Raw genomic sequence first — 18,424 nt, forward strand, 5'->3', positions numbered from 1 at the left:
GTGCATCGCCGTGCCTACACGCGTAGGACCGGCGGCGCCTCCTCGAGCGCATCCAGCGCGGTCCGCGCCGCCGCACCGCGCAGCCGCTGCTTGTTCGCGGCGTAGACGGGCCGCGGCAGCTTCGCGAGCACCGCGGCCCGGGCCAGCGCACGCGTCCGCACCTCGTCGGGGGGTGCGAGCTCGTCGGCGAAGCCGACCTCCAGCGCTTCGCGCGCATCCACCAGCCGTCCGGGCAGCAGCAGGCCCTCGAGCCGGTCGGCGCGCACGTTGCTGCGGGCCAGGTCGACCACCCACGGCGGCAGCACGAGTCCGATCGCCGTCTCATTGAGCCCCCACCGGAAGTCGCCGTCGGCGGCCACGACGTGGTCGCACGCCAGCGCGAGGATCGTGCCCGCGGCGATCGCGTGTCCGGTCGCAGCGGCCACGACGGGACGCGGCTCGGTCCACAGCCGCATCGTGGTGCGGGTCAGCGCGGCGGCAAGCCGGTGCAGGTCCGCGGGCTCTCCGGTCAGCAGTGTGCGGTCCAGTCCGGCGGACAGCACGCCCTCGCGACCGCACAGCACCACCGCCGCGTCGTCCGCACAGTCGTCGAGCGCCGCGTCGAGCGCCGCGAACTCCTCCGCGGTCAGCGCGTTGACCTTCCCGTCGTCCAGCGTCAGCACGGCGATGCCGTCATCGACAGTACGCGTGATCGTCATCGTCACACCCCCCTGCCCGATGCGGGACCCGGCTCTGTCGGAGGACGTCGACGCTGCCATCCGGCGCGCCGACGAGGACCTCGTCGGCCTTGTCCAGGAACAGTCCGTGCTCGATGACGCCGACGGTACGCTCCAGGTCCGCGGCCAACGCCACGACGTCGGTGCCCGGCTCGATGCGGACCTCGAACAGGTGGTTGCCCTCATCCGTCACGAGCGGGACGCCGTCGTTGGTCCGGACCGTCACCTCTGCGACGCGCTCCCGCAGTCGCCGCAACGTGTCCATCCAACCGAAGCGCACGACCTCGACCGGCAGCGTGCACTGGTGTCCGAGCCGCTCGACGAGCTTGCGCGTCTCCACCACGACGACCACATATCGGGCGGCCACGGTGATCAGCTTCTCACGCAGCAGCGCGTTGCCGTGTCCCTTGAGCAACCCTCCGTCGGGTCCGACCTCGTCGGCGCCGTCGATGTAGATGTCGGGCCGAGCCTCGCCGTCGAGGGCGAACAACGAGAAGCCGTAGTCCTTGGCCAGCCGGTCCGTGATCGACGACGCCGAAACCACAGCGGTGCCCTCCAGCTCCTCGCGTCGTGCGAGCAGCTCCATCGTCGCCCACAGCGCGCGCCCGGAACCGAGCCCGAGGGCCATGTCGGGTCGCACGCGCGCCGCCGCTGCGGATGCGGCCGCCGCGCGCGCCGGATCTTCGAGCAGCTCGACGACGGATTGACGGTCCGTCGGCTCCCACCACTGCTGCATCTGCTGTCGCCTCTTCCCGAACGCCGGTGCTCCGCGACCAGCGTCACGCCCGGCTTACGGTACCGTCATGCCGTTTAGCCCGGGCGTGGGGTAGGAACGAACCGGACACACACCTGCACGTGTGAGGAGACGACCGTGACCGCGCGCACCACGCCACCATTCCGAGCCGATCATGTCGGATCGCTGCTGCGTCCCAAGGCGCTGCTCCAGGCCCGCGAGGATCACAAGGCGGGCACGATCAGCGACGAGGAGCTGCGCAGCGTCGAGGACGCCGCGATCGCCGAGGCCATACGCATGCAGGAGGACGTCGGCCTGCGGTCGGCGACCGACGGGGAGTTCCGGCGCGCCTCGTGGCACATGGACTTCATCTACCAGCTCGGTGGGGTCAGGACCGTCGAGGGCAACATCACGGTCAAGTTCCGCAACCGCGAGGGTGGCCTGGAGTTCACGCCGGCAGCGCTGCGCGTCGACGAGCCGATCACACTCAGGGCGCCGATCTTCGCTGACGCGTTCGGCTTCGTGCAGGACAACGTCACCACCGCGATCCCGAAGCTGACGATCCCCTCACCGAGCATGATCCACTACCGGGGTGGTCGAGCGTCGATCGACGAGTCGGTGTATCCGGACCTCGACGAGTTCTGGAGCGACCTGACCACCGCGTACGCCGACGAGGTGGCCGCGCTGTACGACCGGGGCTGCCGCTACCTGCAGTTCGACGACGTCAGCCTCGCCTACCTCAACGATCCGGCCCAGCGCGAGCACGTCCGCCAGATGGGCGGCGACCCCGACCGCCAGCACATCGAGTACATCGGCCACATCAACGAGGCGATCGCGGGGCGGCCCGACGACATGGCGATCACCACCCACATGTGCCGCGGCAACTTCCAGTCGTCGTGGGTCGCCGAGGGCGGCTACGACCATGTCGCCGAGGCACTGTTCAACGTGCTCGACGTCGACGGCTTCTTCATGGAATGGGACGACGAGCGCTCCGGCGGGTTCGAGCCGCTGCGCTTCGTGCCGCCCACCAAGACCGTCGTGCTCGGGCTGGTCACGACCAAGACCGGCGCGCTCGAGGACCCCGACGACCTCAAACGGCGCATCGAGGACGCCTCGCAGTACGTCGACATCGACCAGCTGTGCCTGTCCCCCCAGTGCGGCTTCGCCTCGACCTCTGAGGGCAACGCCCTGACGCATGACGACCAGGTCGCGAAGCTCCGCCTGATCGTCGACACCGCGGCGGAGGTCTGGGGATAGCGCGACCACCCGAACAGCCCGACGACTGGACGGCTCCGGGCGCGTTCGCCGTCGCCCCGGGCGTCCACCGCATCCCGCTGCCGCTGCCGTTCGACGGCCTGCGCGCGGTCAACGTCTACGCGGTCGTGGACGGCGACGACCTTACGTTGATCGATGGCGGATGGGCGCTCGAGGCGTCTCGGCGACAGCTCGAGCGGTCGCTTGTCGAGCTCGACCGCGAGCTCGGTGACATCACGCGCTTCCTGGTCACGCACATCCATCGGGACCACTACACCCAGGCGGTCGCCATGCGACGGGAGTTCGGCACGACCGTCAGCCTGGGCGCCGGGGAGCGCCACTCGCTCGAACTGCTGCACCGCCCTGACCGTCGCCCGCTCGACACCCAGTTGCGCCGCATGGACGCCGCCGGCGCGACACCGCTCGTCGAGGCACTGAAGGCCCGGCGGCGGGAGCGAACGGTCGACCTGACGGACTGGCAGCTGCCCGACAACTGGATCGCCGACGGGGCCACGCTGCGGATCGGCGATCGGGAGCTGCGGGCGACCCGGACACCCGGCCACACCCAGGGCCACGTCGTGTTCGCGGACGAGTCCAACGGGGTGCTGTTCGCGGGCGACCACGTGCTGCCGCACATCACGCCGTCGATCGCGCTCGAGCCGGTCGACGCCACCCTGCCGCTGGCCGACTACATGACGTCGCTCGCGGCCCTGCGCGGCCGTGCGGACATGTGGCTGCTGCCGGCGCACGGGCCGGTGACCGCCAGCGTGCACGCACGGGTCGACGAGCTGCTCGACCACCACCGCGAGCGGTTGGACGCCACGGCCGCCGCGGTCGCGTCCGGCGCGTCGACCGCGTACGAGACCGCCAGGGCACTGCGCTGGACGCAGCGTGGGACCGCGTTCGCCGAGCTCGACGAGTTCAACCAGATGCTCGCGGTCAGCGAGACGCTGGCGCACCTGGACCTCCTCGTCGCGCGGGGACGGCTGGAGCGCACCGGCGCCAGCACCGGACTGCGGTACGAGGTCCCGCGCTGACCGACCCCCACGACCATGGCCACCAGGACACGCTCGCTGCCGCCCGCGCACGCATCCGGAAGCAGCGCAACCGGGTGCTTGCGGTCACCGGCGGGCAGCGCCCCGACGTGGACATGCCCGCGCTGGTGCGCGGCGCCATCGGCGCCTGCCACGCCAATCTGACCGGCATCCGCAGGCGCGGCTTCCGCATCGACGGCGCTCGACGACCTGGCCGCCAGGATGCGCGGCGGCGGTGGCAGGGACAGCTGGGCGCGGACATTCCCGCGCGGCCCCCACCTGTGGACCGCGCTGACCTCGTTGCACCTGTTCATCGAGCACCACGGCACGGGCGGCGCGGTGTCGTAACCCCCCGGCGGACGCAGCTCAACCGGGGTGCGGATGCTCGTCGAAGAACCGCACCATCTCCGCCGAGGCGTCCGGGCCGGCGGGGTCGGTGTGCGAGCCCTCAGGGTCGCCGCCTGACCAGGCGTGGCCCAGGCCCTGGACCGACCAGCCCTCGGCGAGCGTCATCCCGTCCGGCGCCCGGTAGATGTACCGCGTGGCCTCGCGGCCACCGGCGCCGGCGCGTTCATGGACGGTCAGCAGCGGATGGGTGACGTGGGCCGTGGCCTGCCGCAGGACCTGCTCGGCGTTGCCGCGGTGGACGGTCCGGTCCAGATCGCCGTGGAAGACGATCGCCGGCGTGCCCGGACCGGTCCGGGCGGTCCCGGCGCCACCCTGCTTCATCGCCTGCAGCGCGGAGGGCAGGTCCGTCGCGGCGCCGTGCGCCAGACCGGAGTGCACGCCGATCGCAGCGAACAGATCAGGATGCACCGCTCCGAGGATCGCCGCCATCGCGCCGCCCGCCGACATGCCGGCGACGTGGACCCGCGAGGGATCGATGGGTGCCGTCGCTGTCACGGTGCGAGCGATGTCGGCGATGAGCGACGGCTCGCCACGGTCCCGGCTCTGGTCGGCCGGCTCGAACCAGTTCCAGCACCGGGACGGGTTGGCCTGGCGCGACTGCTCCGGGTAGGCGACGACGAACCCGTGCCGCTCGGCCAGCGCGTTCATCCGCGTCCCTGCCGCGAAGTCGTCCGCGTCCTGCGTGCACCCGTGGAGCATGACGAGCAGCGGCATCGCGGTCGCCGACGCCGCGCCCGGCACGAAGACCTTGTAGGTGCGGGTCCCGGCCCGGGTCGTCATCGATTCCGTCAGGAACCGTCCGGGCGAGGTCGTTGCGGACCCGACCGGCGGCGCGAGAGGAACGGCTCCGCCGGTCCGCTCGGTCCGCACCACTGTGCTGGTGACCCGTGTCGGCGCAGCGGCGCCGGTGGTCCGCCCGGGACCGCCGGGAACGTCCGCGCCACCGACACCCCGCAGGGTCCGCTGGATGAGCGCGGTCGCGTCGTGGAGCCGTCCGGCCCGCGTGAGCCTCGTGGCCTCACGCATGCGTCCGAGCATGCCGTGCGGTCGAGCGTCGTCGGTCAAGGGTCTCCCTCCGTGTCACAGGCCACCGGCACCGCCGGTGTGGATGCGGTCAGCGAGCGCGTCGCGGACGGCCGGGCTCGCGCGGAACGCTCCGAGCACCTCGACCGACTCGATGGTCTCGACGGCCAGCTCGGGGCTGACGTCATTGGCGATGGTCGCCAGTCCGAGCACGCGGATCTGCAGCCGTGTCCCCGCCTCGCGCGCCCGTTCGAGGTCTGCACGGGTGATGTGCTGCAGCCCGAGGATCATCATGCGCCGGGCGACGGTCTGGCGGACCGCGTCCCCGTGGTTCGCCAGCTGGTTGCGGATCGCCGTGCGGATGAAGTCGGTCCGGTTCGCGTAGAAGCTCTCCGCGACGAGCAGGTCGATCTGCCCGAGGTCGACGAGCCCGAGGTTGATCGTGATCTTCTCGGTTTCGCTCACGCTACCGGCACTCCCGACATCCGGGAAACATCTGACTGGATGGTAACAGGATGGTTACGAGCGTGCGAAGCTACCACGTCGCGGGGCCGGAATGTGCGCGTGCACCGCGCTGTTGCACCGACCATGCGCACCTTCACCGTCACCTGGGACTACCGCTGCCCGTTCGCCCGCAACGCCAACGAGCACGTCGTCGAGGGCCTGCTCGCCGGCGCGGACTGGGACGTCACGTTTGTGCCGTTCTCGCTGGGACAGGTGCACGTCTCGGAGGGTGAGCCGCCCATCTGGGACCGTCCCGACGACGACTCCGGGCTGCTGGCGATGCAGGTCGGCACGACCGTGCGCGACCTGGACCCTGGGCGCTTCCCCGCCCTCCACCGCGACCTGTTCGCGGTCCGCCACGACCACGGCGGTGACCTGCGCGACGAGGACGCGCTGCGGGAGGTGCTCGATCGGCACGGGGTCGACGCGGGGGCCGTGTTCGCGCAGGTCGACGACGGTCGGGCGATCAAGGCCGTCCGCATGGCCCACGAGCGGGCGGCGACCGAGCATACCGTCTGGGGCGTCCCCACGTTCATCTCCGGTGACCGGGCGGTGTTCATCCGGCTCATGCACCGCGCCGACGGCGACGTCGACGCCTCGGTGGCGACGATCGAGCGGGTGCTCGACCTGATGGACGGCTTCGCCGACCTCAACGAGTTCAAGCACACCACCATCCCGCGCTGACCAGCACAGGGGACTCGCGCCGGCTGGCTCTCCCCGGACGTTGGGAGTCGAGCGTCAGCGAGAGGCCAAGGGACGCAGCGAGCCTGCGAGCTGCGTGACTAAGCTGCGGGCCCGGTCGACGACGAGGAGTGTGGCCGATGGTGTCCGATCTGTTCGACCGCGATCGCTGGCGGGTCGTCGACGGGTTCGACGACCTCCACGACGTGACCTACCACCGTGCCGTCGACCAGGGCACGGTGCGCGTGGCGATCGACCGTCCGGAGGTACGCAACGCGTTCAGGCCCGGCACGGTCGACGAGTTGCACCGGGTCCTCGACCACGCCCGGCAGACGTCCGACGTGGGATGCGTGCTGCTCACCGGCAACGGGCCGTCACCGAAGGACGGCGGGTGGGCGTTCTGCTCCGGCGGCGACCAGCGGATGCGTGGGCGCGACGGATACCGCTACGCCGCGCGCGACACGGCCGACTCGATCGACCCGGCGCGCATGGGCCGGTTGCACATCCTCGAGGTCCAGCGCCTGATCCGGTTCATGCCGAAGGTGGTCATCTGCGTCGTTCCGGGGTGGGCGGCCGGTGGTGGGCATTCGCTGCACGTCGTGGCGGACCTGACGATCGCCAGCCGGCAGCACGCCCGGTTCAAGCAGACCGACCTCGACGTCGCGTCGTTCGACGGGGGGTTCGGCTCGGCGTACCTCGCGAAGCAGGTCGGGCAGAAGTTCGCGCGCGAGATCTTCTTCCTCGGTGACGAGTACTCCGCCGAGGACGCGTACCGCATGGGCATGGTCAACGCCGTCGTCGATCACGTCGAGCTCGAGTCGACGGCGCTCGCGTGGGCGGCGAAGATCAACGGCAAGAGCCCGACCGCCACGCGCATGCTCAAGCTCGCCATGAACATGACCGACGACGGCCTCATCGGCCAGCAGCTGTTCGCCGGCGAGGCAACCAGGTTGGCCTACATGACCGACGAGGCGCGCGAGGGCCGCGACGCGTTCCTGGAGAAGCGCACTCCCGACTGGTCGGCCTTCCCCCACCACTACTGAGGGCTGCACTCCGCCGCGCCACCGATGTGGGGACGGCACAACGGCTCCGCGTTGGGGCCATCCCCACATCCACGATCATCGCCAACCCGGGGACGGCACACCGGATCCGCGTTGGGAGCCGTCCCCACGTTGGCGATGGGCGACCTTCTGCGAGGCCGGCGAGCGTCAGTACGGGACATCGACAGCGATCGGCCTGGGCCGACCGGTTGCGATGTCGAGCACGTCCGGCAGCCAGGGGGTGAAATCGCGGGGCGATTCGGCGCAGGCGGCGCGCACCGCGTCGAGGGCGTTCAGCGCGGTGGCCTCGATGTCGGCGCGGTCGAACCGGTCGCGGTCGAGCGCCGCGGTGTCCACCCCGCCGACGAGCACGACGTCGTACTCGTGCTCGACGAGGCCGGACGCCGGATCACGCGCCTCGTACCAGAAGGCACCCCGTACCTCGAGCGGACCCGGATCGAACCCGAGCTCCTCGCGGGTGCGCCGGCGCCCGGCCGCACGCAGCGGCTCACCCGGGCGCGGGTGACTGCAACATGTGTTCGACCAGCGGCCAGCGAAGTGGTACTTGCTCGCCGCGCGGCGTTGCAGGAGCACACGTCCGTCGGAGGCGAACAGCACGACCGAGAACGCCAGGTGCCGTGTCGCGCGCTGGTGCGCGGCCAGCTTGTCCATGGACCCGATGACCGCCGCATCGGCGCGGAGCAGCACGACGGCGTCGTCCACGTCGTCGGACACGGTCAGGCCACGGCCGCGCGGCTCGCGCCGGCACGTGCCCCGAGCTCGCCCAAGCTCGATGTCGGGGTGGTCGCGCACCCTCCGCAGCACGTGCTCAGACTCGAACAGCGCGAGCACCGCGGTGGTCCTCGACCAGCTGCAGGCGGCGAGCCGTGCGCAGCGCCGGGGCGTCGGCGGCGTCGACCCGTCGGGCCAGCGTCCAGGGAGCCGGCGCGAGTGCGATCTGGTCGGAGGTCTGGTCGAGCACCTCCAGCGGGGGCAGCCCAGGATGATCGCACTTGTTGACGAACGTCACGATCGGCAGGCCGCGATCGCGGCAGACCCCGAACAGCTTCAGCGTCTGTGGCTCCGGCCCTCGTGCGGCATCGAGCACCATGACAGCGGCGTCTGCGGCACACAGCGTGCGATAGGTGTCCTCACTGAAGTCGGCGTGGCCGGGCGTGTCGAGCAGGTTGAAGCACCACCCGCCGTTGGTGAAGTGCAGTGCGGTCGACGAGATCGAGATGCCCCGCTGCTGCTCGAGCTCCATCCAGTCACTGGTCGTCGTCCGCGCCTGCCTGCGAGACCTGACGGCGCCGGCCTCCTGGACGGCGCCGGCGAACAGCAGGAACTTCTCGGTGAGGGTGGTCTTGCCCGCGTCGGGGTGGCTGATGATGGCGAACGTGCGCCGACGCGCGGCGGCAGCACGCACATCGGCGTCCGTCACCTGGGCACTGGACACGGAGGAGCTCACCTCGACGGCTTGGAGACCTGGAACGCGCCGGCGACCGGCCGGGCCGACGGATCATGCTAGCGGTGCACGCCCGGACCGGCGGAGCCACCACCCGGATCATGCGGTGCCCGCTCCTCACACCGGTCAGCTGGCCAGCGCCATGACGTGCGTGTCACGACGGAGGCGCTCGATCACCCGCATCCGCGTCGGCCGATCGACCCTGATCGGCATCTCCCGCGTCTCGGTCACCGCCGCGTACGGCGGCCGCGTCGTCGCCATCAGCACCGTCATCAGCCGACGATGCCGATCCGGCAGCGGCGCACCGCAACCCGCACGGCCGTCCGCTCCTGCGTACTGATCAGCTCCTCCTCCAGCGCGGGAAACGTCCCTGTACCGTCCCCCCGGTCGACGCCTCGGTTGCGTGCTCGCGGCGGGTGGTGCCCAACATCCGCAGGCACTCGCGCCGGGCCATCGTGGCGATCCACGCCGCCAACCCGCTCCGGCTCCCGCACCCGGTCGATCGACTCGAACAGCTGCAGCCACGTCTGCTGCAGCACGTCCGCGTCGTCCGGCGCCAACCGGAACGACCGCGCGATCGCCACCACCAGTCCCCTGAACCGCCCGACCAGCTCCTCCACGCGTCCCGGGCGCCCGACCATGCACGTCTGACCAGGGCCGCACCTCGTGCTCCATCGCCATCACGCCCTCTGGGTGCGTCACTGTGGTGCTCACCGTGCGGCCGGGACCCGTGCGCGCGGCAGGGCACGTCCCCAGTCGTGACGTCCCGACCCCCCGGGGTCATCTTCGCCGCCATGACGACGATGTGGCTGGAAGACTTCGCTGGCGCAACAGACCTGCTCGACCGTCTGATCCGGCAGTGCCGCCAGAGCAGCGCGCTCGGTGTGCTGCCCTACGCCCTTGAGCTGCGCTCGGCCCTCGACATGCGGAACGGGCGGTGGCAGGAGGGCCTGGCCAGCGTGACCGAGTCGATCCGCCTGGCCGAGGAGACCCGTCAGGCCAACACCTATTGCGTGTTCTTCCTGGGGCGCCTGGACGCGGCCATGGGTGCGCGCGGGGACGCCGAGCGCAACCTGGCACGCGCCGACGAGCTGGCGGACGCCTACGGCATCGGGTGCATGCCGCTGTACACCGGCGCGGGCTGCGGCCTGCTGGAGCTGAGCGCCGACATCGACGCTGCGCTGCACCACCTGGAGCGGGTGCACGACAAGCTCACCTGGCCCGTTCGAGCGTGCCGGACCGCGATGTGCTTCGGTGAGGTCCTCCGGCGCAACCGCCGGCGCACCGAGGCACGCGAGCACCTGCGCGCGGCGCTCGACTGCTTCGAGCGCCTCGGCGCCGAGCCGTCGTCGCACGACCAGTCGCGGACCTGATCGCCGCGCACGCGCCGTGAGACGTCGGACCCGGGTCACTCGCGGACGAACGGGTGCACCGGGTGGCGCCCGGTGGACGTCACGGACCTGACCGCGTCGATCATGACGGGGTGGAACGCGTACTCGTCGACGTCGTCGGGGACCTCGAACTCGTCGATGTCCGCCAGCGAGTAGAACCGGTGGACCCCCGGCTGCTCGAGGTAGCCCAGCAGCCCGTTCTGCCACAGCACCGACGGCACGTCCGTGTGCCCGTCGAACACCTCGTCGCCGGCGTTGCGCAGTGTCATCAGGTCCTTGAAGCCAAAGCGGTCGACGCCGACCAGCCCGATGATGTCGCGCAGCTCCCGCTGCACCGTCTGCGCGTACTCCTGGCTGCTGATGTAGCCCTCGGCGTAGCCGTACAGCGCGGCGTTGCCAGGCATCATGTCGGCCGCGATCTGGTTGGCGCACTGGGCGAGCTGCGAGTTGCCGAAGCGCTTGGCCGATTGCGACACGATCCTGCGCAGGGCGGCATCGGGCAGCCGGTCATGCCCCATCGCGCGTTGACGAAGGATCTCCTGGCACAGCGCGTTGCCCAGCGACACCACATCACGCGGGATCAGCCGGGTGTGGCGCAGCAGGTAGTCGATCGCCTGCTCGTCGATGCCACGGCGCTCGTTGTGCACCGTCGTGGTACCCAGCCAGTTGTGCAGTTCGTCCTCCGACGCCCCGGGTGCCATCTGGTAGGACGGCGACAAGCGCCGCAGCTTGTGGCGCAGCAGCACGTCGATGGAGCCATGTCCCCAGCTCAGGACGCGGATGTGGGGCTCCCCGTGGTACCGCGGGGCGTGCTCGTCGCGGTAGACCGAGGAGAGCACGATGTCGCGTATGCACGTCACGATGTGCAGGCGGCCCCCGAGCCGTGGGTCGCGCAGCATGCGCATCGTCTCGAAGAACAGGCCTTTCTGGCAGCGCAGCCAGTACATCGGCGCGCTCGAGAACTCCTCGTCGACCGCGTCGATGTAGAAGAAGATCGGTGGGGTCTCGGCCAGCAACTCGGCCAGCAGGTCCTCGAGGTCGTCCCAGCGCTGGTCGTCCATGAGGCGCGTGAGCTCGTACCTCGAGTTGCACCGGCCGACGATCGCCCGCAGCTCGCTGTAGACCGCCCGCGGTCGCCGCACGTCGTCGAGCAGGTCGAGGTAGCGCCGCTTCAGCAGGCGCTCGTCGTCCTCGGACAGGTACGGCAGCAGCGCGGGGTCGGCGAGCAGGTACGACGCCAGCGAGCGCACGATGGCGCACCGCCACAGCTGCATCCACTTCTCGGTCAGGTACGCGGCGGGGAACCACTGGCACGCCTTGACGATGACCTCGGTCGACGGGACGCTCTGCTGGATGTGGCAGGCGAACACCGAGTCCTGCCGGTGCTGGTGGTTGTGGAGCCGACGCAGGTAGACGGTCTTGCCCGCTCCCATGCGTCCGACGATGACGCGCGCCGTCGCGTCGCTCGCGCGCGTCGCCAACGCGCCGAAGGCCGGGTTCCCGCGGAAGTCGACGAAGCCGTCGAGCAGGTCGTCGAGATCGGCGCGCGACCCGTCGGGGTTGCCGAACGGGCCCACAGGGTCCGTTCGCGGCGCGGCCTGCGACTCCTGCACCATGCGGGCCCTCCGCTGTGGCCTCGCCACCGCGTCAGCGCGTCACCGCCGACGTCGTACCACCACAACCCTATGGGACGATCCCGCCGCTGACGAGGCCCACACCGGGCCACGCAGGACGGTCGCGGGTGCAGCCGCCACGAGGCGACCCGCTGCCCCGCGGCACGCCAGCGGATCTTCGGGGTTGACCTGCGCGACACGACGCTCCTACCATCCCCACCGGACTCAGCAGCCCGACCGATCGGCGAGGTGGGTTCGGCACCCCGGTCCCGACGGGGTCCAACGGCATGCGCGGGTCGTGGGTAGAGAGCTGAGCCTGACGGTAGGTGGGTGCCCATGGCCGGCATCACGGCGTTGCGGACGGCGGGGACGACATCCGCGCCGCATCAGACGCATGACGCGGTGACCGATGCACCGCGGTACCCGCCCGGTTCCCCGCCAATGACGATCGCGACATGTCACCTGCTCGCGATCACAACCAGACAGGCCCGCCTCGGCGGGCCTTTCCTGCTGTGTGCGCAAGGAGGCGACCATGGTGAGGTTCAGCTACGTCCAGGTCCCCGACTATCCGTTGGCCGACTGCATCGAGAACATCCGGGCGGCTGACGAGCTCGGGTTCTACGCCTGCTACAGCGTCGACGAGACCTGGCACAAGGACATGTGGCTGCTGTTCGCGGCCGCGGCAGACAAGACGAGCACGATCCGGATGGGCCCGAACGTCACGCACGTGATCCTGCGGGAACCGACGCTCATCGCCCAGCAGCTGGCGACCCTCGACGAGCTGACCAACGGCCGCGCCGAGGCCGTCGTCAGCTTCGGCAACCTCGGGCTGCTGCACCAGTACGGCATCGACTGGAGGCAGATGAAGCCGTTGTCGCGCCTGCGCGAGGGCATGCACGTCCTCCGGACCTTCCTCGACGACGGCACGATCACATTCGACGGTGAGTTCTTCAGCTACTCGGGGCTGTACACGTTCGCGCGTCCGGTCCAGGAGCGGGTGCCGCTGAAGCTGGGTGGGATGGGCGGACCGAAGTCGTTCGAGCTGGCCGGCGAGATCGCCGACGGGCTGCACCACGCGCTGGGCTACTCGCGCGAGAACTACGACTACGTCGCCGAGCACTTCCGCGCCGGCGCACAGCAGGCCGGTCGGGACGCCGACGACCTTGATCTCGGGGCGTGGTTGTGCATGTCGGTCGGCGAGGACTCGCAGGCCGCGAAGGACGCCGCGCGCATCATGGTGGCCTTCTACATCTCCTCCATGCCGGAGAGCCAGCTGCAGCGCCACGGTCTGGAGGCGTCCGAGTTGCAGCCGATCGTCGATGCGCTGGGCGAGGGCAAGGTCGACAAGGCGATCGAGATGACCAGCCCCGAGCTGGCCGCGACCCTGTCGGTCGCCGGCACCCCCGAGGAGTGCGTCGAGCAGCTGCAGGCCGACATCCTGCCGACGGGCGTCAACCACGTGATCGCCGCGCTGACGGACCCCGCGCTCGTGGAGCTGTTCACGGGCAGGCAGATCACGGACGTGCCCGACACCAAGGGACAGCTGCAGCTGATCGCCGACCGGATGATGCCAGCCCTGGGCTAGTGGGACGTCCGTCGGACCCGGCAGGCACGGGTGGAGCGCCCAACTCCGGCGACGCGCCGTCCGACCGCCCGTGCCGCCGGCGACGACCGCGTGAGAGGAGCAGGATGTGACCGACGTCGACCCCGTCACCGAGACCTTCGTCGAGCAGTGGCGCGACCATGCCTACAGCTGCTTCAGCTCGGGGCACAAGTTCTGCCGCAACGTGTGCCCGGTGATGGGTGTCACGCAGGACGAGAACCACTCGCCAACCGCGTTCCACGCCAACGTCGTCGCGATGGAGCAGGGACTGGTCTCACTCGACGACGTCGCACGCGACTACGTCCACTGCACGCAGTGCGGGGCATGTGAGACGCGCTGCCCCAACACGCTGATGGCCGGGGACTTCTACCGGCACCGCACCCGCACGGTCGACCTGGTCAAGGCCATGCGGGCGCTGGCCGTCGACAACGGCATCGAGCAGCCGGGCTGGAAGCGGTGGGTCGACGAGACCGTCCGGGTCCGCAGCGAGCCGGTGCTGGACGTGCCGGTCGAGCAGGAACGGGTGGCCGACTGGGCCGACGGGCTGGACCTGCCGATCGGCGGCGAGACGATCCTGTTCGTCGACTGCGAGGCGGCCTTCTACCGCACGTCGCTGCCGCGGGCGGTCGCCAGGATCCTCCAGGCCGGCGGCGTCGCCTTCGGGCTGATGCGCGAACAGTGGTGCTGCGGCGGACCGTCCCGCGAGATGGGCTACGTGGACACCGCGCGGGAGTTCGCCCGGCACAACCTCACCGACTGGCGCGAGAGCGGCGTGCGCCGCGTGATCGCGCTGGACCCGCACGACTACGTCAGCTTCACCGAGGACTACGCCGAGTACTTCGGTGACGACTACGACATCGAGATCGTCTTCATCACCGAACTGGTCGCCGAGCTCGTCCGCGACGGCCGACTGCAGCTGACCAACCCGATCGAGGCGGTGGTGACCTACCACGACGCGTGCCGGCTGAACAAGCGCCGGGGGATCTTCGAGTCGCCGCGGGAGATCCTGCGCGCCATCCCGGGCGTGGAGTTCCGTGACGTCGACCACGTGACCCAGTGGTCCTACTGCTCGGGAGCGGGGGGTGGGCTGGCCGTCGAGCGCCCGGACCTCACCGCGGCCATCAGCAACCAGCGGTTGGATCGCGCGGCCGCCCTGGAGGTCGACACGCTGGTGTCCGCCTGCGTGTGGTCCGAGCGTCCGCTCAGCAAGGCCGGCGCAGACCGCGGCATCGAGGTCCGCGACCTCATGGAGATGGTCGCCGAGGCGGCGGGCGTCAGCGACGACCCCCCACGTCGCCCCGGAACGGCTCCCGGGCCCGCGGGTGACCGGTCCGCTCAGGACGGAGGTCCGGCATGACAGGGGTGCTGCCGGTCGGCATCGCCGACCACGTGATCGACGAGCTCCTCGCGATCTGCGGCGACGACGGGGTGCGGGTGGACCGTCCCGCACGGGTGAACCGCACGCGTGTGCCGGCGCCCTTCCGGGTCCACCGCTGGGCCGAGCACGTCCCCGATGTGGTCGTGCTGCCGCGATCGACCGAGCAGACCGCCGAAGTCGTGCGGCTGGCCAACAGGGAACGGATCCCGGTCGTGCCACGCGCGGCAGGGACCGGCCTGACCGATGGCGCGACCCCGCTGCGGCACGGCATCCTGCTCGACGTCAAGCGGATGAACCAGATCCGCGACATCGACCTGGTCGACCGCACCGTCACGGTGGGGCCGGGCATCAGCATGCTCAAGCTCAACGAGGTGCTGCGTCCACACGGCGTGATCTATCCCGACGACCCCGCGAGCTACCCGTGCTCGATGGTCGGTGGACGCATCGGCACGGGCGGCTGGTCACTGATCGGCGCCCGCTACGGCCACACCCGCGACCTCGTCATGTCGATGACCGTCGTCCTGCCGACCGGCGACGTCGTGCAGGTCGGCGAGGGCGGCGGGCGCAAGCTGCGGAAGGCATCGACGGGGTTCAGCCTCAAGCAGCTGTTCATGGGCCACGAGGGCACGCTCGGCGTGGTGACCGAGGCCACCCTCGAACTGGTCCCCCGCCCGGAGGTCGAGTTCGCCGCCTTCTTCGGCTATCCCGACTACCGGACGGCGTACGCGTCGACCGGTGCGCTGGCGAAGTCCGGGTTCGCCACGCTGGCCGGGGTCGTGCTGTTCGACGAGTGGAAGCTTGCGTACCTGCGCCGCGACGACGAGGCCTACATCGAGCAGCCAGAGTCGCTCAGGGCGGTCGTGGCGCTGGCCGCGTACGGCAACCGTGACGAGGTGACGCCTGCGGCGAGGGCGCTGATGCGCATCGGCCGCGAGACGGGCGGCGACTACCTCGGTGATGAGGTGTCCCAGGGCGACTGGGCGGCACGCCACGACCGCTACGCGATCCCGCTGCACGGCCGCGCGCCCGACGGCCAGGTGGTGCCGATGTCGTGGCACTGCGAGGACGCCGCACTCAACTACAGCGTGCTGCCGCAGGTGCGCGAGGAGTGGCACGCCATCGTCGCGCGGCACCGCGAGCGGTACGGCATCTTCGACGACTGGGGCATGTTCGCCTACACCAACGGCGCCTACAAGCCGTGGGGCGACTACCTGGTCGAGATCGACGTCGGCATCTGGGAGCAGCGGCTCGACGACGAGGCGTGGGAGGGCTGGGTCAACTGCAAGCGGGAGATCACCGAGGTCACACTGAAGTACGGCGGGTCGATCAGCGCGTGCCACGGCGCCAGCCGCGAGGGTGACGTGGAGTACGTCCCCACCGAGCTGGGCGGCGCCTTCGACGTCATGAAGCAGATCAAGCGGACGCTGGACCCCAACAACGTCATGAACCCTGGCAAGTACCTCCTGGACCAGGCCTACGAGGAGACACCATGATCGGCTTCCTGCTGTCGCGCCAGGAGCCACCCGAGCCGCGACGGATCAAGCACGACGTGGTGATGCGCTTCGACGACGTCTACGAGGTCGACCCGACGCTGATGCAGACGATCACCCAGGACGACATGCCGGCGTGGGACACGCATCGCATCGTCGCCCACCGCTGGGATCACCTGGACTGGATGCACGACCACTTCGCCGACGCGGTGCTGTCGGCGGAGGACCTCGAGGAGTAGCCGGCGCAGCCGGCGTGCATCACAGGGTGGCGTGTGTCGGTCGGGCGAGCACCTCGCGGACCATCGGCTCGAAGAACGTCAGCGGCAGCCAGTCGTAGTCGGGGTCGAACGAGCACTGGTCGTAGTCGGCACAGAAGTCGACCGTCGCCTGATAGTAGGGGTGGTCGCGGTACCGCTCCCTGGCGTGCGGGTCGCCCCCGGTGTGGTGGAAGTAGTACACGCCCTGGAACAGCCCGTGGTGCCGGACGATCCAGTGGTTGCGCTCCGACACGTAGGGCCGCAGCACGGCGGCGGCGACCTCCGAGTGGTTGGCCGGGCCGAGTACGTCGCCGATATCGTGCAGCAGGACGCACACCACGGTCTCGGTGTCCTCCCCCGCCCGGTGGGCCCGGGTCGCGGCCTGCAGCGAGTGCTCGAGACGGGTCACCCTGTAGCCGGCGGGCAGGTCCATGGCGCGCAGCCAGTCGAGCACGCGGTCGGCGAAGGCGTCCAGGTCGCGCTGCTCGATCTGGGCCAGCAGCGCATACTCCTCGGCCGTCCCGTCCTGCATCCGCGTGAAGGCGACCGTCCGCCGCCGCGCGCTCACGAGGCGTCCGCCATCGTCGCCGGCAACGGGCGGTGCTCGCCGCGCAGCACCCTCCGGCGGGCCATCAGGTCGTCCCACTCCATGTAGACGTCCTGAAGGTGCCGGGCCCCGCTCGTGGGGTCGAAGGGCAGCCGGCCGTGCAACACCCGGTGCCCGTGCAACGTGAGCAGATCGCCGTCGACCGCCTTGAACACCACGCGGTAGTCGGGGCCGTCGATCATCGCGCCGAGCCGGCGGTACGCGGCGTAGAACGGCTCGACGACGTCGGCCGCCACGTCGAGCGGGCACGCCAGCTGGTTGGAGAACCTGAACGTCGTGACCCGGCCCTCAGGGTCGAGCTGGACCATCGGCGCGACCGCGTACGTGTCCTCCGACGCGCTGAACAGCTGGTACGGCACCGGCACCGACGCCAGGACCGCGAACGCGTCGGGGTGGTCGCGGCGCAGGTCGCCGAGCACCCGCCAGCCGTCAACGACGACGCTCTCGCCGCCGTCCGCCCGGTTGACCAGGAAGTGGATGAGCTGGACGCTCGGCGGCCACGCGTAGCTGGGCATGTCGGTGTGCGGCTTGAGCTCGAGCGGCGTGTGGGCGACGTTGTAGCCGTCGGGGTCGTGGCGGACGTTGTGGACGCGCTCGAAGGCGACCTCGCGCACGTGGCCGAGCGTCGAGGCGAATCGGGCGGCCTCCCCCGGCACGGTCGGCACGTCCCGCACGATCGCGACGCCGACGTCGCGGAGCGCATCGAGGTACGCCAGCTGGCCGGAGACGCCGCCCACCACGTCTGCGTGGGCGAACGCGGGCGGCGTGAAGTCCGCAGCCCACAGCACGGGATCGTGGCGCCGCGCCGCGCGGGCCGCGTCGCCGTAGTCGTACCGGACCAGCCAGGCGGCGGTGTAGGCCGACCGGTGCCCGTCGTTCCACTCGACGTGCAGGGTGGCGCGGTCATCGAGCCGCGCCCGGGCGGGTGAGACGTCGGCGGCGATGTCTGCCGTGAACAGCTTCCGTTCGGCGGTCTGCTGCACCCGACAGCTCCCGCACCAGCAGTTGTCACGCAGCCACACGTAGTGAAAGGTGCGAACGCCGTCCGGCAACTCGACCGTCAGGGTGCGGGGCCCGACCCGGACCCCGGCCGCAGCAGCCTGCGCCACGGCCGTGGTGGACGTCTGGTCCATTGCGAGCCTCCTTCAGATGTCGGGACGGGATTGTGCGACGATCACCTCGCACCCGGACTCGGGCGTCCCGTCGTCGACGATATCGGCGGGAACC

20 protein-coding genes are annotated in these 18,424 nt (G+C 70.6%); 9 read left to right on the forward strand and 11 right to left on the reverse strand.

The features are described from left to right. Positions 1–14: 14 nt before the first annotated feature. Both VK923_11805 and rpiA read right to left on the reverse strand, forming a co-directional pair. Positions 15–698 carry an enoyl-CoA hydratase-related protein gene (locus VK923_11805; protein HSJ45357.1) on the reverse strand — a complete coding sequence of 228 codons (684 nt, stop codon included), beginning with the start codon at positions 696–698 and terminating at the stop codon, positions 15–17. Then, complete coding sequence (gene rpiA, locus VK923_11810) at positions 673–1,452, reverse strand: ribose 5-phosphate isomerase A (protein HSJ45358.1); 780 nt, start codon at positions 1,450–1,452, stop codon at positions 673–675. Before rpiA ends, VK923_11805 begins: the two co-directional genes overlap by 26 nt. 135 nt (positions 1,453–1,587) lie before the next feature. Between rpiA and VK923_11815 the strand changes: the two genes are divergently transcribed. Then, positions 1,588–2,706 carry a 5-methyltetrahydropteroyltriglutamate--homocysteine S-methyltransferase gene (locus tag VK923_11815; GenBank protein HSJ45359.1) on the forward strand — a complete coding sequence of 373 codons (1,119 nt, stop codon included), beginning with the start codon at positions 1,588–1,590 and terminating at the stop codon, positions 2,704–2,706. A gap of 98 nt (positions 2,707–2,804) precedes the next feature. Beyond that, entirely contained in the window at positions 2,805–3,740 is a 936-nt protein-coding gene (locus tag VK923_11820; protein ID HSJ45360.1) for an MBL fold metallo-hydrolase, read from the forward strand. A gap of 363 nt (positions 3,741–4,103) precedes the next feature. Here the strand turns inward: VK923_11820 and VK923_11825 are convergent, their stop codons facing one another. Beyond that, positions 4,104–5,210, reverse strand: a complete 1,107-nt coding sequence (locus VK923_11825) for a PHB depolymerase family esterase (protein HSJ45361.1) — start codon at positions 5,208–5,210, stop codon at positions 4,104–4,106. Positions 5,211–5,225: 15 nt separating this feature from the next. Then, complete coding sequence (locus VK923_11830) at positions 5,226–5,633, reverse strand: hypothetical protein (GenBank protein ID HSJ45362.1); 408 nt, start codon at positions 5,631–5,633, stop codon at positions 5,226–5,228. A 123-nt stretch (positions 5,634–5,756) separates the two neighbouring features. Between VK923_11830 and VK923_11835 the strand changes: the two genes are divergently transcribed. Continuing rightward, positions 5,757–6,356 carry a DsbA family protein gene (locus VK923_11835; GenBank protein ID HSJ45363.1) on the forward strand — a complete coding sequence of 200 codons (600 nt, stop codon included), beginning with the start codon at positions 5,757–5,759 and terminating at the stop codon, positions 6,354–6,356. Between the two features lie 137 nt (positions 6,357–6,493). After that, the gene (locus VK923_11840) at positions 6,494–7,396 is read left to right on the forward strand and encodes a 1,4-dihydroxy-2-naphthoyl-CoA synthase (GenBank protein HSJ45364.1); all 903 of its coding nucleotides are present in this window, start codon (positions 6,494–6,496) and stop codon (positions 7,394–7,396) included. 165 nt (positions 7,397–7,561) lie between these two features. Here the strand turns inward: VK923_11840 and idi are convergent, their stop codons facing one another. The 4 genes from idi to VK923_11860 all read right to left on the reverse strand — a co-directional run bounded on the left by idi (position 7,562) and on the right by VK923_11860 (position 9,499). Next, complete coding sequence (idi, locus tag VK923_11845) at positions 7,562–8,245, reverse strand: isopentenyl-diphosphate Delta-isomerase (protein HSJ45365.1); 684 nt, start codon at positions 8,243–8,245, stop codon at positions 7,562–7,564. After that, complete coding sequence (locus tag VK923_11850) at positions 8,223–8,849, reverse strand: GTP-binding protein (protein HSJ45366.1); 627 nt, start codon at positions 8,847–8,849, stop codon at positions 8,223–8,225. The genes idi and VK923_11850 overlap by 23 nt, the downstream gene beginning before the upstream one ends. A gap of 135 nt (positions 8,850–8,984) precedes the next feature. Beyond that, positions 8,985–9,131 (reverse strand): hypothetical protein, encoded by a 147-nt coding sequence (locus tag VK923_11855; protein ID HSJ45367.1) that lies wholly within the window; start codon positions 9,129–9,131, stop codon positions 8,985–8,987. Next, the gene (locus tag VK923_11860) at positions 9,131–9,499 is read right to left on the reverse strand and encodes a hypothetical protein (GenBank protein ID HSJ45368.1); all 369 of its coding nucleotides are present in this window, start codon (positions 9,497–9,499) and stop codon (positions 9,131–9,133) included. Before VK923_11860 ends, VK923_11855 begins: the two co-directional genes overlap by 1 nt. A gap of 117 nt (positions 9,500–9,616) precedes the next feature. Here VK923_11860 and VK923_11865 point away from each other — a divergent pair, with 117 nt between their 5' ends. Next, positions 9,617–10,231, forward strand: a complete 615-nt coding sequence (locus VK923_11865; GenBank protein ID HSJ45369.1) for a hypothetical protein — start codon at positions 9,617–9,619, stop codon at positions 10,229–10,231. A 35-nt stretch (positions 10,232–10,266) separates the two neighbouring features. Here the strand turns inward: VK923_11865 and VK923_11870 are convergent, their stop codons facing one another. Next, complete coding sequence (locus VK923_11870) at positions 10,267–11,865, reverse strand: hypothetical protein (protein HSJ45370.1); 1,599 nt, start codon at positions 11,863–11,865, stop codon at positions 10,267–10,269. A 529-nt stretch (positions 11,866–12,394) separates the two neighbouring features. Between VK923_11870 and VK923_11875 the strand changes: the two genes are divergently transcribed. The 4 genes from VK923_11875 to VK923_11890 all read left to right on the forward strand — a co-directional run bounded on the left by VK923_11875 (position 12,395) and on the right by VK923_11890 (position 16,572). Further along, positions 12,395–13,447: an LLM class flavin-dependent oxidoreductase gene (locus VK923_11875; GenBank protein ID HSJ45371.1), complete on the forward strand. Its 1,053-nt coding sequence runs from the start codon at positions 12,395–12,397 to the stop codon at positions 13,445–13,447. A gap of 106 nt (positions 13,448–13,553) precedes the next feature. Next, the gene (locus VK923_11880) at positions 13,554–14,822 is read left to right on the forward strand and encodes a (Fe-S)-binding protein (protein HSJ45372.1); all 1,269 of its coding nucleotides are present in this window, start codon (positions 13,554–13,556) and stop codon (positions 14,820–14,822) included. Beyond that, positions 14,819–16,336 carry an FAD-binding oxidoreductase gene (locus tag VK923_11885; protein ID HSJ45373.1) on the forward strand — a complete coding sequence of 506 codons (1,518 nt, stop codon included), beginning with the start codon at positions 14,819–14,821 and terminating at the stop codon, positions 16,334–16,336. Before VK923_11880 ends, VK923_11885 begins: the two co-directional genes overlap by 4 nt. Beyond that, complete coding sequence (locus VK923_11890; GenBank protein ID HSJ45374.1) at positions 16,333–16,572, forward strand: hypothetical protein; 240 nt, start codon at positions 16,333–16,335, stop codon at positions 16,570–16,572. The genes VK923_11885 and VK923_11890 overlap by 4 nt, the downstream gene beginning before the upstream one ends. A gap of 19 nt (positions 16,573–16,591) precedes the next feature. Here the strand turns inward: VK923_11890 and VK923_11895 are convergent, their stop codons facing one another. Both VK923_11895 and VK923_11900 read right to left on the reverse strand, forming a co-directional pair. Beyond that, positions 16,592–17,158, reverse strand: a complete 567-nt coding sequence (locus VK923_11895) for an HD domain-containing protein (protein ID HSJ45375.1) — start codon at positions 17,156–17,158, stop codon at positions 16,592–16,594. Further along, a complete protein-coding gene (locus VK923_11900; protein HSJ45376.1) occupies positions 17,155–18,330 on the reverse strand; it encodes a TauD/TfdA family dioxygenase in 1,176 nt (391 codons plus the stop codon). The genes VK923_11895 and VK923_11900 overlap by 4 nt, the downstream gene beginning before the upstream one ends. Between the last annotated feature and the right edge of the window lie 94 nt (positions 18,331–18,424).

The organism is Euzebyales bacterium (genome assembly GCA_035461305.1).
Classification (GTDB): Bacteria; Actinomycetota; Nitriliruptoria; order Euzebyales; family JAHELV01; genus JAHELV01.